General features: G+C 47.5%; 16 protein-coding genes. 4 read left to right on the top strand and 12 right to left on the bottom strand.

All coding sequences use genetic code 11. The annotated features are described in order from the left end of the window. Positions 1 to 150 precede the first annotated feature (150 nt). A complete protein-coding gene (gene pdxR, locus ACHHV8_RS12345; protein ID WP_395163485.1) occupies positions 151 to 1,584 on the top strand; it encodes a MocR-like pyridoxine biosynthesis transcription factor PdxR in 1,434 nt (477 codons plus the stop codon). Positions 1,585 to 1,771: 187 nt separating this feature from the next. On the opposite strand, the gene cyoD is transcribed toward pdxR, so the two are convergent. Beyond that, positions 1,772 to 2,122, bottom strand: coding sequence for a cytochrome o ubiquinol oxidase subunit IV (gene cyoD / locus ACHHV8_RS12340; protein ID WP_395158527.1), 351 nt, complete (start codon positions 2,120 to 2,122; stop codon positions 1,772 to 1,774). Between the two features lie 119 nt (positions 2,123 to 2,241). Here cyoD and ACHHV8_RS12335 point away from each other — a divergent pair, with 119 nt between their 5' ends. After that, positions 2,242 to 3,144: a LysR family transcriptional regulator gene (locus tag ACHHV8_RS12335; protein WP_395158526.1), complete on the top strand. Its 903-nt coding sequence runs from the start codon at positions 2,242 to 2,244 to the stop codon at positions 3,142 to 3,144. Between the two features lie 248 nt (positions 3,145 to 3,392). Here the strand turns inward: ACHHV8_RS12335 and ACHHV8_RS12330 are convergent, their stop codons facing one another. Then, positions 3,393 to 3,824 carry a FixH family protein gene (locus tag ACHHV8_RS12330; RefSeq protein WP_395158525.1) on the bottom strand — a complete coding sequence of 144 codons (432 nt, stop codon included), beginning with the start codon at positions 3,822 to 3,824 and terminating at the stop codon, positions 3,393 to 3,395. 209 nt (positions 3,825 to 4,033) lie between these two features. Here ACHHV8_RS12330 and ACHHV8_RS12325 point away from each other — a divergent pair, with 209 nt between their 5' ends. Next, entirely contained in the window at positions 4,034 to 4,390 is a 357-nt protein-coding gene (locus tag ACHHV8_RS12325) for a MerR family transcriptional regulator (protein WP_395158524.1), read from the top strand. An 80-nt stretch (positions 4,391 to 4,470) separates the two neighbouring features. On the opposite strand, the gene ACHHV8_RS12320 is transcribed toward ACHHV8_RS12325, so the two are convergent. The 5 genes from ACHHV8_RS12320 to ACHHV8_RS12300 form a co-directional block, all read right to left on the bottom strand. Next, positions 4,471 to 6,060, bottom strand: coding sequence for a sensor domain-containing diguanylate cyclase (locus ACHHV8_RS12320; protein ID WP_395158523.1), 1,590 nt, complete (start codon positions 6,058 to 6,060; stop codon positions 4,471 to 4,473). Between the two features lie 422 nt (positions 6,061 to 6,482). Further along, the gene (locus ACHHV8_RS12315; protein WP_395158522.1) at positions 6,483 to 7,103 is read right to left on the bottom strand and encodes a DUF2812 domain-containing protein; all 621 of its coding nucleotides are present in this window, start codon (positions 7,101 to 7,103) and stop codon (positions 6,483 to 6,485) included. Between the two features lie 21 nt (positions 7,104 to 7,124). Next, positions 7,125 to 7,436 (bottom strand): PadR family transcriptional regulator, encoded by a 312-nt coding sequence (locus ACHHV8_RS12310; protein WP_395158521.1) that lies wholly within the window; start codon positions 7,434 to 7,436, stop codon positions 7,125 to 7,127. Positions 7,437 to 7,584: 148 nt separating this feature from the next. After that, the gene (locus ACHHV8_RS12305; RefSeq protein ID WP_395163484.1) at positions 7,585 to 8,031 is read right to left on the bottom strand and encodes a CBO0543 family protein; all 447 of its coding nucleotides are present in this window, start codon (positions 8,029 to 8,031) and stop codon (positions 7,585 to 7,587) included. Between the two features lie 59 nt (positions 8,032 to 8,090). Next, positions 8,091 to 8,576 (bottom strand): MarR family transcriptional regulator, encoded by a 486-nt coding sequence (locus tag ACHHV8_RS12300; RefSeq protein WP_395158520.1) that lies wholly within the window; start codon positions 8,574 to 8,576, stop codon positions 8,091 to 8,093. Between the two features lie 128 nt (positions 8,577 to 8,704). On the opposite strand from ACHHV8_RS12300, the gene ACHHV8_RS12295 reads away from it, so the two are divergent. Then, entirely contained in the window at positions 8,705 to 9,007 is a 303-nt protein-coding gene (locus ACHHV8_RS12295; RefSeq protein WP_395158519.1) for a YczF family membrane protein, read from the top strand. Positions 9,008 to 9,019: 12 nt separating this feature from the next. On the opposite strand, the gene ACHHV8_RS12290 is transcribed toward ACHHV8_RS12295, so the two are convergent. From ACHHV8_RS12290 to ACHHV8_RS12270, 5 genes are all read right to left on the bottom strand, one after another. Next, positions 9,020 to 10,213: a Ger(x)C family spore germination protein gene (locus ACHHV8_RS12290; protein ID WP_395163483.1), complete on the bottom strand. Its 1,194-nt coding sequence runs from the start codon at positions 10,211 to 10,213 to the stop codon at positions 9,020 to 9,022. A gap of 2 nt (positions 10,214 to 10,215) precedes the next feature. Continuing rightward, positions 10,216 to 11,793: a spore germination protein gene (locus ACHHV8_RS12285; RefSeq protein WP_395158518.1), complete on the bottom strand. Its 1,578-nt coding sequence runs from the start codon at positions 11,791 to 11,793 to the stop codon at positions 10,216 to 10,218. A 78-nt stretch (positions 11,794 to 11,871) separates the two neighbouring features. Then, positions 11,872 to 12,966: a GerAB/ArcD/ProY family transporter gene (locus ACHHV8_RS12280; RefSeq protein ID WP_395158517.1), complete on the bottom strand. Its 1,095-nt coding sequence runs from the start codon at positions 12,964 to 12,966 to the stop codon at positions 11,872 to 11,874. A 200-nt stretch (positions 12,967 to 13,166) separates the two neighbouring features. Next, a complete protein-coding gene (locus ACHHV8_RS12275; protein ID WP_395158516.1) occupies positions 13,167 to 13,580 on the bottom strand; it encodes an AraC family transcriptional regulator in 414 nt (137 codons plus the stop codon). Between the two features lie 175 nt (positions 13,581 to 13,755). Next, positions 13,756 to 14,034, bottom strand: coding sequence for an AraC family ligand binding domain-containing protein (locus ACHHV8_RS12270; RefSeq protein ID WP_395158515.1), 279 nt, complete (start codon positions 14,032 to 14,034; stop codon positions 13,756 to 13,758). Between the last annotated feature and the right edge of the window lie 220 nt (positions 14,035 to 14,254).

The following is a 14,254-nucleotide window of genomic DNA, read 5'->3' as shown; positions in this document are numbered from 1 at the left end:
TCCCATCCAATTGCTTTCCCATCCATCCGTGTTCAACAAATAGATAAATATTTGTCATGCTTAGGATGAAAATGAACGGTTTGATGCCGGCGGGGAAGTGTTATGATAAAATCACAGAAGCGATTACTTACAGATCAAGGCGGTGACATGATGTGGAAGCCCGACCGGCACAGCAAAAAACCTCTTTATGAACAAATTGCCGACCATTTGGAAACAAGAATTTCTTACGGGGAATTTCCGCCGGGAAGCCTGCTCCCCTCCGAACGAAAATTAGCGGAGCAGCTGGGGGTTAACCGAAGCACGGTCGTCCTGGCTTTTGCGGAGCTTCGTTCGATGGGAATCATTGAAAGTAGGACAGGCAGCGGCACGCGCGTCAGCACCTCCAAATGGGGAGCACTGCCGAAGCATACTCCGAATTGGAGCCGGTATGCGGAGGGCGGCAGCTTTTTGCCGAACCTGCCCTTTATGCGCAAAATTCGGGAAGCGCTGACACGTCAGACTTCCCTGATCGATATGGCCAGCGGCGAGTTGTCGGGCGATTTAGCCCCGATTGAGGAGATCGCAGCCCTTATGAGCGAGCATCGCTACACCTCCTACCTGGGCTACGACAATCCGCAAGGATATATCCCGCTTCGCCAGGCATTGGTACAATATCTCGCGGATTACCGGGGCATCCATACGACCGAATCGTCCATTATGATTACATCGGGGTCGCAGCAATCGTTATATTTGATTACCCAATGCTTATTGTCTCCGGGAGACGCCGTTGCGATTGAAGATCCTTCATACTGCTATTCCCTGCCGATGTTTCAATCGGCCGGTCTCCGCTTGTTCCGGCTTCCCGTCGACCAGCACGGCGTCTGTCCCGAGGACATCCGCTCATTGTACAAGAAGCACCGGATCAAGATGGTGTTCATGAACCCGAATTTTCAGAATCCGACGGGTACGGTGCTGAGCATGGAGCGGCGGAAGCAGCTGTTCGACGTTGCGAGCGAGCTGGGTCTGCCGATTGTGGAGGATGACCCTTTCAGCTTAACCGCGTACGAGACGGCCGCACCGGAGCCGCTCAAAGCGATGGATTCGAACGGCTCCATCCTCTATATCGGCTCCTTTTCCAAAATCGCCGCTTCCGGTCTGCGCATCGGATGGATGGTGGCCCCGCAATCCATTGTGGAGAGACTCGCCGATGCACGGCAGCAGATGGATTTCGGGCTGAGCGTGATCCCCCAGCAGGTGGCTGCCCAATTTATCAAGTCCTCCTATTTCCAGCCTCACCTGGAACGGCTGCGTATGCAGCTGCAGTTTAAAAAGGACCTGATGGTCGAAGCTTTGCAAAAGGAGCTGCCGGACCTCGTAACATGGACAGCTCCCCATGGCGGCCTGCACCTCTGGTGTAAGCTGCAGCTGGAGGTGCCTGACGGCAGGCTGCTGGAAGAAGCGGTCAAAAGAGGCGTTGTATTCGTGCCGGGCAGCGTATATGGCTCGGATGCCGGCTATGTGCGGCTTACTTATGCCCGGCCGAAAACGGAGGAAATCGCTACGGGCATCGCCAGATTCGCCGAAGCGCTGCGGTCTTTCCAGTAGCGGTTCTTCGTATCCTCCTTGTTTGACCTGAATATTCAAGAAAAGACGCCTCCATTCCCGCGTATGCCGTGGTTTGGAAGCGTCTTTTGCATATTATCGGTGACTGGTTCCATTAAAGTTATCCTTTGCAAACGGCCTCTTATCGGAGCGTGTCCCTGTAATGGGAACGAAACTGCCGTTTCACATTCTATACGGCGACCGTGTTGTACAGCATAATCCACATCGATCCGGCCACAATGACGATCAGAATCACGATGCCCAGAAACAGCGAAATCAAATTATAGCGCGGCTTTTTCTCCTCCCGCAGATGCATGAAGTAAACCAGCTGGACGATCAGCTGCAGCACAGCGGCTGCCATCAATACGATTGCTTTCATGTTTCCGGCAAGCCATTCTCCCCAAACTACCGCTGCCGGGACGGCGGTTAAGACAATGGAAAACAGGAAGCCTGTGGTATAGGATCGAAAAGCTCCCTGCGCCTTTCTTTCTTTGAAATTAATCCGAATATAATGGTTTTGTTCTGCCTCGTAACCATCCATTCCGATTTTTTTGTCGCCAACCGATTTCTAAGAACCGCAGATGGATCCCCCTTAATTTGGGAAAGATAGAAGTGAGTTTTGAGATCCTGGTATCAAGAGAATCGTTAGAAGGTGCTGACATGTCGATCAATCTGCACGCCTTGATGCTGTTTTATGAAGTAGCCTTGGCTGGCAGCGTTACCGAAGCCTCCAAAAAACTGAACATCAGCCAGCCTGCAATCTCAGCGCAAATACGAAATTTCGAGAAGCAGTACGGCATCCTTTTATTCGAAAAAAAAGGCAGAAGCCTGGTTCTGACGCCATTCGGTCAGAAGCTGTTCAAGCCGACGGAGCAGCTGTTTATCGTAGAAGAACAGATTCGAAGCATGATCGGGGATTATCACAAGCATCCTCATGGCAAGCTGCGGATCGCCGGCAACTATCTTGCCACGAGCGTCCTTATCCCCAAGTGGGCGTCTTTGTTCAAGCAGCAATTTCCCCAAGTCGCCGTGGAGATTGCAACGGTCAATTCCCAAGCCGCTTTTGAACGTTTGACTCATTTTGAGGTGGATATCGCAATTTTTGGAGACAGCAATATAACGAACCAAACCGGCCATTCCCTGCACTGCTTGGAGCTGTACAGCGATGAATTCGTATTCGTCGTTTCGCCCCACCATCAATATGCCAATCAACAGATATCCATGGAACAAATGATCAAGGAACCGTTTATTATGAGAGAAGAAGGCAGCACGACAAAAAAGCGGCTGATCGAAGTGTGCAGAGCCCAGCAGGTAAATCCGCCCAATATCGAACTGCAATTTGACGGACTGAACGAAACGATTCAAGCGGTAGTGGCGGGGTACGGCGCCAGCTATGTTTCGCTGCTGGTGGCAAGCCAATTTATTCGGCGCGGCGAGCTCGCCAAGGTGGATGTAGAGGGTGTCCGGCTGATCAATAAGATCGTGCTTTGCTCTCATGAGCCCGCCTATCTGGAAGGATATATCCGCGATTTTATTTCGATCGTGCTTAATAATAAAGCTTGAACAGATCATCCGGCCGGATTCCCCCAAGCATAGTAACACAAAACAAAAAAACTCCATGGAAGAAAGATTCCGTGGAGTTTAACGTGAGTATTCGTGTCATCAGAAGCATGGAGTAATCATGTGTTCAGAAGCACCCGACAGCATGCGTGAAATCCCTGGCCCGCTTTAGGACTGTGCAGGATGACAGGTTGAGCCTAAGATTTTATTATCTGAATATTCTGTTAATTTTATCTATAGCAGTACGCTTTTTAGTTCTTGGCTGGAAGAATGTCCTGAACTACCAGCTCTTTGGGCGGGGTGACGTGCTCTGTCCCCTCGCTCTTCACCTGTGCGCTTACATAATAAGTTCCGCTTTGCGGAAAGCTTGTCCGGGTGCGGTACGTATTTTCGAGCCAGCGGGATGCCTGGACCCTTTCATGCTTATCGGCGTCCTTCTTCCAAATCTCGAATTGGACATCGTTCGCCTCTACCACGCGGTTCGTTCCGTCCGCTATATGAGCGTCAAGCAGAATGGCCCGTCCGGGCTGCAGCACCTCTTGTACTGTTTTCACCTCCACGGCAATGGTGTGCGAGCCGCCGCTCGGCTGTGCTATGCTTTCAGAGCAGGCAGCTAACAAGAGAAGACATGTCAGACTCGTGAACAGCAGCACTCTTTTCCCTGTTGCGTTCTTGTTCTTCATTGTGAGTAAACCTCCTTTGGTAGCTTAAGTATACACAGCCGACTCTTCCATTAATAATATATTATTTGATGGATGTATAACTAAAATGAATAGATCGATTACTTTACCGGTTGTAAAGCAGCCGGCTCTTCGATATACTACAGGCGAACACTTAGAGTTTTATCGAAGTCTAACTGTATCTATAGCCGGTGCCAGAGGGGGACGATTGTATGTATAGTATCAACGAGGTCGCTGTGATTTGCGATCTGACCGCACACACCCTTCGTTTCTATGATAAAGAGGGGCTGCTGCCTTTTGTCGGCCGCAATGAAGCGGGGAACCGGGTCTTTTCGGAGCGCGATCTGGATCTGGTCAAGCTGATCTGCTGTTTAAAAAATACGGGAATGCCGATTAAAGAAATTCGCAAATATATCACCATGGCCATGGAAGGCGAAGAAACCTTGGAAGCGCGCCGGGATATCATCATCTCTCACCGTAAAGAAGTGCTGAGGCAAATCGATGACTTGAAAAAAAATTTGAACATTATCGATTTAAAGGTTGCTTATTACGATTCTTATAAGATCTGATTTCAAGCCCGCCATTCATAGCGGTTCCAACGCAATCATATGATTTCCTGTACAAATAAGCTGCCCTTGAGATCCGCTTCTCAAGGCAGCTTATTTGGGTTCGTTGAAAATAGGGAAATGCCGCGCTTTCCGCTTCTTTTTACACCGTACATCGCCTCATCCGCTTTGTTCAAAAGCGACGTCACATCGGACGCATGCTTCGGATACAAGCTGACGCCTGCGCTGAACGAGATCGGCAGCTCGACGTCGTTATGCCGGAAAGAATGGGAACGCAAAGGCGATAACCGGCGGTGAGCCTCATGGTAAGGATCAATCGCTTCGTCCGCAAATGGAATGATCATTATAAATTCATCCCCGCCGATGCGTCCTATCAAGTCATCCGGCTGGGCATAACGTCTTAGGCTGCCGGCCACATGCTGCAGGTAGCTGTCCCCAACCAGATGCCCGTAAGTATCGTTGATCTGCTTGAAATTGTCCAGATCGATCAAAGCAAGGGCAAACGATTGGCCGCCCGCCATCTTTTGCTGCAGCCGCTCCTGGATGGCCACTCGATTATACAGCCCCGTCAGCGCATCATGATGAGCCAAATATTTGTAGTTGCGCTCGGATTCCATTAATTTGCGCTTCGTATCTTTCAACGAGGTAACGTCCGTCAGATGCATCACCAGCAGCTCCTCGTCCGCTTCCTTGATCAAATCGAGACCGACAATCAAATCCATCGGGCCTGTCCGGGGATGGCTTAGGCTAACTTCCCAATGGGGCTCCTTCTTGCCATCCTGCAAGAACAACGCCAATTTATCCTTCAAGTTGAGCGTTTCATCACAAATCGGAAGCTCTGCGATATCCTGAGACGGCAGTCCTTCGAACAGCTGCTGCGCGCGGGGGTTCATCTCCCGGACACCTCCTTTTCTATCCAGAAGCAGGATGGCGGTCGGAGCCGATCCGAACAGGATGTGAAACAATTTCCGATAATCAGGCAGAAAATCATATTTGCCTATCACATTTCGCAGGGAAATTCCCCATAATAAATAACCGATAAAATACAATACCATCGACTCCCGGCTGGTTAAGAAGGCGGACTCCAATAGAACGGTCACCAGCATAAACCACGCAAACAAACCGAACAAGCCGGTAAGCAGCGAAAGCAAGAGCCGCCTTCTCTTTGCTTCCTTGGTGCGAAGCCAGGATACCGTCAGGATGACGACCGACAGCAGAATATAGCCGGCTACATACAGAAGGGTCAGAAAAAGAAAAAGCGGGTCCAGCGGGCTACGCCCGTCCGTTACGTTCGGGTTAAACAGGACGCGGTGATCCTTGCTGAGCAGCATAATTATTAATGATATGAAAGGCGCCGCATAGATCGGGTACAGCCACCGCTGCATAGGAGCGGTAACCGGCCGGCCGACAAGAACACACAGATGAACCAGAAAACAGATCATCAAGAGCAGCATGGGACCGTTTCCATAAAGAACAATCTGCATCTGATACTCTGGAAGCAAGGAGGTTTTAATATATTCGCCAAGAAAATAAAACAGAAAAGACAGCATAAGCAGCGCTGCAACCCGATTCAGCAGGCTTTTCTTGTTTCGGGAGTACAACGTAATGGCCATATAAAAGAAAAAGTAGGTCGGCAAAAGAATCGTCAAGAAGTCCGTGAAAAGATCATTCATGGATGAACTCCTTATGGTTTAATCGACATGATGTCATGAATTTCTGAATGCGAGCTATGACTCCATATCATATCACAAACAGATGGAAACATTGAATAAGAAAAATTTCTCTCCTGCGGTTTCAGCACTAGCTTACCATGGAAAACCAAAGGGGTTTAGCGGTAATTTCTAACAAAAGAAAAAGCCGCTTTGCCGCGGCTTTTCAGACTGTCCCGAAACCCTCATTAAGTGAAAAATGAGCACAGACGCAGGTGGGGTATCTTCCGGAAGAGTTTACGTCCGCCTTTAAAATCCGTGAAAATACCGCAAATTCTCATCACATTCACGGATTTTAACAGCGGCTGGAGGAGGATATCCCACCGGAGTCCCCCACCACTTGACGGTTTCGGGACAGCTCAACAGCCGCTTTGCCGCGGCTTTCTTTACCTTATCTCCTCATGGGTCCTCTTGTACTGCTGATTCGCTTTGAAAGCAAACAGAGCATATAAAATAATCATCGCCGGGATGAGCAGCCAAATGAATCCCCGCCCTACAGCAAACGGCGTCTCAAACAGAAAGGCTCTCCAGAAAGCGGCTCCCGATTGCTCCCAAAGCCCTGGGGTATAATACAATAATTTCGGGTTGAACAAGGCTGCCGAATTAATAGAACCTGTAGAAATAAGCACGGCAAAAATGGGAATAAAGGCGGAGGCCAAAGAAATCCACATATCCGACAGCCGTTTATACCTGGCGGCTTTGGAATCGACGTCCGAAAAGATATCCTCATCTCCGTTTTCGGCCGCCTTTTTAAAATATTGATAGCCGGAGCTCTTCGTTCCCGAAAGATGCCGCCAGCCGCTGTCTTCGAACAGAGCGCGGTAATCTTCCAAATCCGCCTGCTTTCGAAACTTGCGGTAATCCATTTTTATCACAGTATTTTCAGGTTGGGCAAGTTGAAATACGTACCCAAACGACTTGCCAGTAAAAGCATAGCCTTGTCTGGCCATGTCTTGCAGCCACTGCTCCTCCTTCTCGAAGCTGGTAAAAAACTTGAATTTTCTCACGGGGCTTCCTCCATTCCATGGTTATCTTAATGCAGCCTTCGTCACTTCAATCATGTGATTCATCCGTTCGAAATCAAGCCGCAGAATGTCCATTCCTTGAGCTGTTATGACATATACCTTGCGCCGGCTGTCCTCGCTGGCGACAGGCTCGATAAACTGAAGCTTCAGCAGATTCTCGACGGCTCCGTAAAGCGTTCCGGCCGCCATTCTGACCTGCCCTCCGCTGAGCTCCTCCACCTTCTGCATAATCAAATATCCGTGCGCAGGCTCCTTCAGCGCCAGCAAAATATAATACACGGTTTCGGTAAGCGGTAAATGCTTATCTCTTTTCATCTTTTCCTCCACAGCTTTCGAAATTATACCGGCAAACTTTATATAGTTAAACTGTATATTTACACTATATACAACATGACTGTATATTGCAACAGAAAAAAAGCCGCCAGCATCCTTTTCTGCTGAACAGCCGATCGGTAAACCTCCGCTATTCCTTGTTTCCAAGCCGTCGGACCCATTTCAGATTCCCTAACAAAATGAGATATAAAAAAGGATAGGTGACGGCAGAATGCCACAGCTTCCATTGATTATGGTAAAAGAACGTCGAATGGGCGTCAGCAAACCATTCATACCCTACTGCAAACAAGGAGCAGCCCAGAATGTAGCATACTTTTACCGTAAGCGATCTATGGAACGGAAAAAAGTTCAAGAAAATCATATTGACCGCCGGATAAACCCCTATGACGCCGATCACAAAAGGAATTTGGACTCCCTTTTCAAAATATCCGTACCAATCGTATTTTAAGTCGAAAATGATGTCTACTATGAGCGACAAGCACAGCGCAAACGCGGAGGTTGCATAGAGCTCCAATTTCTCCAGCTTCTTTGGCATAAAGAATGCGATTAAATTAAATACGGCTATAGTTATCAGCATAAGACTCAATAGTATAACACCCTTTTATATGTATGATCTGCACAACAGTTCGAGGTTCATTATGAATTCACGATGACTTCGGCTTGATGCACCCAATTGACGAAGCCTTCTCCCTTTTGCTTTTGTAAAATATGCAGTCCCAGCCTCAGAAATCCTTTCATTTGTTCTTCTGACACGTCGGATAAATCATAAGGAAAATCCGCTGCATTCACCAAGTCGGTCAGTATGGCTTGAACTAATGCTTTTCCGCCTTCCGTTATTTCCACACATTTTGTTTTACTGCTGAAGGGATCCGGACACACCACGATGTATCGTTCTTGAATTAAAGGCTTCAGCAGCCTGGTTACCGTGGAAATATGCCAGCACCCCATTTTGCTGATTTGCGTCACCGTCAAAGCCGTTTCATTCGTAAACAAAATGTACAGCACATGCTGCTGCGCCGTAGAGATGTTATAATTCCGGGTCAACAAAGCCCAGCGTTCTTCCAGCGTAAAATACAGCGCCCGAACCATCAGAAGCATCTGTTTTCTTAGATCAATTTCCATGCCGGTTCTCCCTTGTAAGTACAATAGTTGTATTTACAATAAAGTATGGGCAGCGCCCGCCCAAAACATACTTTTCATTTTTTAATAGATACTAAAAATAAAAAAATCCATTACATGGATATGTTCCCATGGTAATGGACACTTTATTACGCAGGAAAATCTATGGAAACGGTGGTGATTCCAAAATGAGAATGGTCGTTGCTTATATCACTATTTTTTTATTGAGCATCGCTTTTTTAATCGCAACAGACATGCTGACAGGAATGGATCTAACGACAGCTGTTGAGATTCTTAAAGAATCGTTCTCTGTAACAACACGGGAAGAGAATATGGTTATCGTTATCCTGCTGCTGCTCCCTCTTCTTATTCCTTTCGTAACCTATATGAGAGGCCGTCGCAAGAAAACCGGCTCCCTGCGGAATCCGGATTAAAGAAACGGAACGTTACTGCATAAAATATGGTTTACTTCGCATCCCCGTACGTCGGAGAAATGCTTTTACCTGCACCTCCATTTTGCTCTCGGCAAATATTTCGGGCCATTGTTCCTTTACATCCTTCCACAGCTTAGGATGGGTACGCTCCACTTCTTCACCAAAGCCAAATATATCGCTCTTCTTTTGTTGAGCCGCCTTCACTGCCAGCATGATTTCCTTTTCGGTCAGCTTTGCCCATTGCTTCTGAAGCTCGATAATTTCTTTGCGTTTGCTTAGATCGATCGGACAGTGAACCTCGTTCACAATGCCTTCTTCATCTATGCCGATGCGGATGATCGGATGCCCATCCTCCATATCCACCCGGATTTTGGTATTAGAACGGATCAATTCAATGGATGTTCCTTCTTTCTTATTCTTGCAGGGGATATCTAAAACCGCCCCTTTCATTTTATCCTGAAGCCATAAGGTCCCTCTCGATTCTTCTCCATCCAGCCATTTGATAAGCTTTTTATTCTTGAATAAGGCTACTCCCTCAATCTTGAAATAAGCGGGCAGCTTCGAATGCTCTAAATTCGCTTTCGTTTCCCCTTTATTCGGGTCTCCTACGATTTGAACGCCGCTTATTGCGGCTTCCCCCTGGCCGAGAAGTTCCTTTAATATGTCCTTTACGTTAACATCTACATTTTGCGCCCATACTTTGTTGGTTAATTCCAATCTTTTGGCAAGCCCGGAGGAAGGGTTCTTTTCCAGCGGCAGTATGACTCTTAGAATAGATTCCGCGCTGGTTCCTCTTGCTATAAGAACAGGCGAGTTCATACGGAGCTCGTGAGACCTTTCAAAGAAATCAAACAAATCCCCGATCCCCTCTTGAGCCAAAGGTTCGCCGATAACTAATTGCTGAATGTGAGCAAAGAACAGCTGTCTCGGCACTTTCTGCGATGTCTTCCGCAGCGCTCCGAATAAGGTCGCATCCTCTTCCGAATAAACGACTATCTCCAAGCCGCTTCCCGTACCTTTCGAGCCCTGTGCGACATTACCCGGGATAATGATTTGAAACGTTAACCGGTATTTATGGCTATCCGTTGATTTATCTATTCCCATCCCGACTACTAGAGCTATATTGTTTAATTCCCTTCCATTCCAGCACCCCGTAATCGATAACGCCATGGAAGCCAATAAGATCATGCAGACCGTCTTTACCATTTTCACTGCTTATCCGCTCCGTTTTGCTCCTTGTGAGGAGATTTGCTTATTCCATCGTTCTTTCTTACAATATTGCTTTGGCTGATCAAGTGGGGGCGTGAAAAATACAGCTTTAAGGGAAAACGAAACAAGTTATCCTTATTGTCCTCAAGAACAAAAGGCCCCAATGGGCTCATATACGGTATCCCAAATGAACGTAACCCGCACATATGCGCCAGAATCATAATGCTGATTATGGCGATCCCGTAAAAACCTAGAAATCCGGCAGCAAATATCATCGCAAACCGCAGCAATCGTATCGAAAGCGCCATACTGTAACTGGGTGTTGCGAAGCTGGAAATCCCCGTCAATGCCACGACAATGACCATCACAGGAGAAATGATCCCCGCTTCCACCGCAGCTTGTCCCAAAACGAGCGCACCTACGATGGAAACAGCCTGACCGATGGCGCGCGGCATCCGGATGCCGGCCTCCCGTAAAATTTCGAAGATCACTTCCATCATAATGGCTTCGACGAAAGCGGGAAACGGTACGCTCTCCTTCTGCCCCATCAAGCTGACCAATAGCTGTGTCGGTATCATTTCTTGATGATAAGTAATGGATGCAACATAAATCGAAGGAACAAATAAAGAGATAAGGAGCGCTCCGTATCTTAAAATCCGGATTGCAGTCGCTACTTCAAATCGCTGATAATAGTCCTCAGATGCCTGAAGGTACATGAAAAACGTAACGGGAGCAATCAGCACAAACGGTGTCCCGTCAACAAATATCGCAACTCTTCCTTCCAGAAGATTGCCCGCAACGGTATCGGGACGTTCCGTGTTATATATGGTAGGAAAAATAGTGTAAGAATTATCTTCAATCAGCTGTTCAATATAACCGGATTCCAGGATAGAATCCATATCAATCTCGTTCAATCTTTTCTTCACTTCCTGTACGATCTTATCATTGGCCACCCCTTTGATATACATTATGGCGACGTCCGTTTGGGTCATACGGCCAATGGTCATCGTCTCCAGCCACAATTGAGAGCTCTTGATTCGCCGTCGTACAAGAGATACATTGGTACCTATCGATTCGTTAAACCCATCCTTGGGCCCGCGGATAACCAATTGAGAAGAAGGCTCCGTTACACTCCGCAGCTCTCCGCCTCTAGTACCGCACGCGATAACTTCCGTGTAGCCGTCAATGAAGATAGCCGTATCTCCGGACAATATGGATAAAATAGCTCCGTCCCAGCTGCTCAACGTTTTGACCTCGCCGACCGTCAAGGCGTTTTTATGGACAAAATCAAACATGCTTTTCCCGGCGGCCAAGCGGTCGAAGGTTTCCTTTGCCGTATCGATCATCAGGGAATGAAGAATAAACTCGTTCACCGACTTCTTATCCGTAACTCCATTGGTATAAACGACAGCTACTTGAGTTAGGGAGCCTCCCACTTCAAATTGGCGAACCGTAATATCAGGGCTGTTTCCAAGCTGCGTCCGGATATATTGCAAGTTTTCCGATAAACGCGGATCGATGAGGTGCTTGACCTGGGTCTGGTTAGTATTATTATTGTGGGCACTGTTGGTCCCCATCTCTCATCAGAGGTCCCTCTGTTTAATAATCGATTCCAGGAGATCATGGCTTCTTTTCCTCCTTATGCTTAACCACCGTTAATGACTGAATCGTTTGCGTATGAGATGGATAATGAAAAGCGACATCGGGATAAGGAATGCAAAGACAGGGAGAATGAACTTGATTGAAGCCATGCCTTCCTCCACATGTTCAGGATAGCTTAAAGCCGAAAAAATCGAGATGAATAAAACGATAATCCCGATCGGATACGCCATTTTACGCAAATCCTCAATATGGAATAGATCTGCTGCCACAGCCATCGCGGCATAGCAATAGATGGACATTTTGAAAAAAACGCCGATAATTAATGTAAGAATGACAATGGCGTCCAATCGCTGCAAAAAATGAGCAATATTGACTAAACTGATCGTTGTAAACAAGGGGAAGGTAGAGCGGGCATAGACGTTTCCCCCGAGAACCATCAATTCTATAGCATGTGTCATGCTTAGCAAAAAGCCGGCTATGATCATGGCTGCCACTCCTGTCTTTCTTGCCGATTCAATGGTATTCAAATGTGGAAGTATCGTACAAAAACAAACCAGCTCTGCAAACGGAAACAAGAAAATGTTGGGATAGGCCGTGAGGAGTACAGACTTCCAGCCTTTACCCAACAAAGGCAGCAGATTCCGCAGATCAACCGCTCCTGAGAAGAGGATAAAAACATTGCCCAAGAAACCCAGTCCTATGATAATGAGCAGGTAGATTTGGCCTAATCGGCAGAAGACCTCCAATCCTTTGTACAAGGTATAAATAACGGCTGTGATCATGACGGCATGAATCAGGAGGATCGGCGTTTGGTCATAGGCCGTCGTTACAAGCAGATCACCGGCTTCACGTAAATTTCTAGCAGCAATATAGATGAAAAAAGCAACATAGAGCAAACTAATCGGCCATCCCAGGTATCGGCCAACAATGGCCCGGATATAACCGCTCAGAATCAGCTTCGGATATTGGCGGAACAAGTAGTCGAAAACAAGGAATAATAGAATGCCTCCAGGTAAAGCCATGAGAATCGCCAACCAGGATCCCTGCTCCGCCGTTAACCCGATGGGAACCACCAATGCAGTACCGAACTCAAATAATATCATCGTTGCAAACAAATGGCCGGAACTGATGTTCCCCTTACCTGACATCCTCCCTCCAACCTTTCTAATTCAGATGATTAACGTATGTATATATTGCTACAAACTTCCTGTTTTTATAAAAAATATCCTTTTCTCCTTTTTGCGTTTCTATTCGGCTTGAAGCCAGACTCGGCAAGACGTCCCTAATAATACGAAAAAGCCGTAATGATACGGCTTTAAGAATAACAGAGCGATAACAGCACAGCACATTACGGCTTCTGCGCTTGCCTGGCATACGACGATGGCTTTATGCCGGTAATCCGTTTAAAAATCCGGCTGAAATAAAATTCGTCCTCATAGCCGACAAGCCTGGAAATATCGGATAAGGCCGCACCGGAGAGCTCCATCAGCTCCTTGGCTTTGGCGACCCTCAAGCGAATGAGATAGTCCTTCGGCGAGAAGCCGTACAGCCTCTTGAACTGGCGGGAGTAGTAGCCGGTGCTGAGCCCGGCCATCCTGGCCAGCTGCTCAACGGTCAACGGAGATGGATAATGATCCCCGATATACCGGCATGTGAACTGGATGGCAGCATCCGCATCGCTGCTGTACTGCTGCTCGTACATCGTATCGATCAAGGAAAGCCACAGCTCGCGAAACGCTAAATTACAGTGGTACTGAGACATAGGATCGTACGCCTTCCACAGCTGAAATACCTGGTCAAAGCGCCTATGGACTTCGGCCGGACGAGTCGCCGCAAGCTTGCCTCGCAAAGGAGCAAGCCAGTTGTCCGCAGACCTGAAGATCCATTCCTGCTTCTCCTGATTGCAGAGCCGGTAATCGAACCGGATATGGTAAATCTCAACATCCTCCGTGTCGGAGATCGGACCATTCGAATATCGTTTCGGGAACGAAGATCATAACAGAGCCTGCTTCCAACGCATATTGAACATGGTTCATTACGTAGACGCCCGATCCCCGTACGATGTAATGAATGGAATGGATGTTGTGAACGTACGGTGCCTTATACGTACCGGCCCGAAGAATCGCCTTACCGGCAAAAGCGATCGAGAACACGGAATGATGCAGATGACTGGCCAGCTGGGTCGCGTTTAACAATGGTATCCGAAATGACCACATAACCCAATTCATCATAATGCTTTTGTTCTTCCAACGTCAATTTTCTCACTTGAATCACTCCTCTTGTAATCGCTTGATCGTATTGTAGCATCAGGCTTTGCGATTCCTCCATGGAGAAATACGATAAACGATCTGGACAAATCGGATATTCGTGTGAAAAGTACAAAAAACTCCTTCTGCCAGAGGCCACTGAAAAATCATCGCTACGAGTACGGAACAT

Source organism: Paenibacillus sp. TAB_01 (genome assembly GCF_043945595.1).
GTDB lineage: Bacteria > Bacillota > Bacilli > Paenibacillales > NBRC-103111 > Paenibacillus_S.
This window is presented reverse-complemented; position numbering and strand designations above follow the sequence as displayed.

What these genes read in the sequence shown, in the direction of transcription:
- pdxR (WP_395163485.1), top strand. Translation starts at nt 151, where the DNA reads ATGTGGAAGCCCGACCGGCACAGCAAAAAACCTCTTTATGAACAAATT.
- cyoD (WP_395158527.1), bottom strand. Translation starts at nt 2,122, where the DNA reads ATGGATGGTTACGAGGCAGAACAAAACCATTATATTCGGATTAATTTC.
- ACHHV8_RS12335 (WP_395158526.1), top strand. Translation starts at nt 2,242, where the DNA reads ATGTCGATCAATCTGCACGCCTTGATGCTGTTTTATGAAGTAGCCTTG.
- ACHHV8_RS12330 (WP_395158525.1), bottom strand. Translation starts at nt 3,824, where the DNA reads ATGAAGAACAAGAACGCAACAGGGAAAAGAGTGCTGCTGTTCACGAGT.
- ACHHV8_RS12325 (WP_395158524.1), top strand. Translation starts at nt 4,034, where the DNA reads ATGTATAGTATCAACGAGGTCGCTGTGATTTGCGATCTGACCGCACAC.
- ACHHV8_RS12320 (WP_395158523.1), bottom strand. Translation starts at nt 6,060, where the DNA reads ATGAATGATCTTTTCACGGACTTCTTGACGATTCTTTTGCCGACCTAC.
- ACHHV8_RS12310 (WP_395158521.1), bottom strand. Translation starts at nt 7,436, where the DNA reads ATGAAAAGAGATAAGCATTTACCGCTTACCGAAACCGTGTATTATATT.
- ACHHV8_RS12305 (WP_395163484.1), bottom strand. Translation starts at nt 8,031, where the DNA reads ATGCTGATAACTATAGCCGTATTTAATTTAATCGCATTCTTTATGCCA.
- ACHHV8_RS12300 (WP_395158520.1), bottom strand. Translation starts at nt 8,576, where the DNA reads ATGGAAATTGATCTAAGAAAACAGATGCTTCTGATGGTTCGGGCGCTG.
- ACHHV8_RS12295 (WP_395158519.1), top strand. Translation starts at nt 8,705, where the DNA reads ATGGTAATGGACACTTTATTACGCAGGAAAATCTATGGAAACGGTGGT.
- ACHHV8_RS12290 (WP_395163483.1), bottom strand. Translation starts at nt 10,213, where the DNA reads ATGGTAAAGACGGTCTGCATGATCTTATTGGCTTCCATGGCGTTATCG.
- ACHHV8_RS12285 (WP_395158518.1), bottom strand. Translation starts at nt 11,793, where the DNA reads ATGGGGACCAACAGTGCCCACAATAATAATACTAACCAGACCCAGGTC.
- ACHHV8_RS12280 (WP_395158517.1), bottom strand. Translation starts at nt 12,966, where the DNA reads ATGTCAGGTAAGGGGAACATCAGTTCCGGCCATTTGTTTGCAACGATG.
- ACHHV8_RS12275 (WP_395158516.1), bottom strand. Translation starts at nt 13,580, where the DNA reads ATGTCTCAGTACCACTGTAATTTAGCGTTTCGCGAGCTGTGGCTTTCC.
- ACHHV8_RS12270 (WP_395158515.1), bottom strand. Translation starts at nt 14,034, where the DNA reads ATGTGGTCATTTCGGATACCATTGTTAAACGCGACCCAGCTGGCCAGT.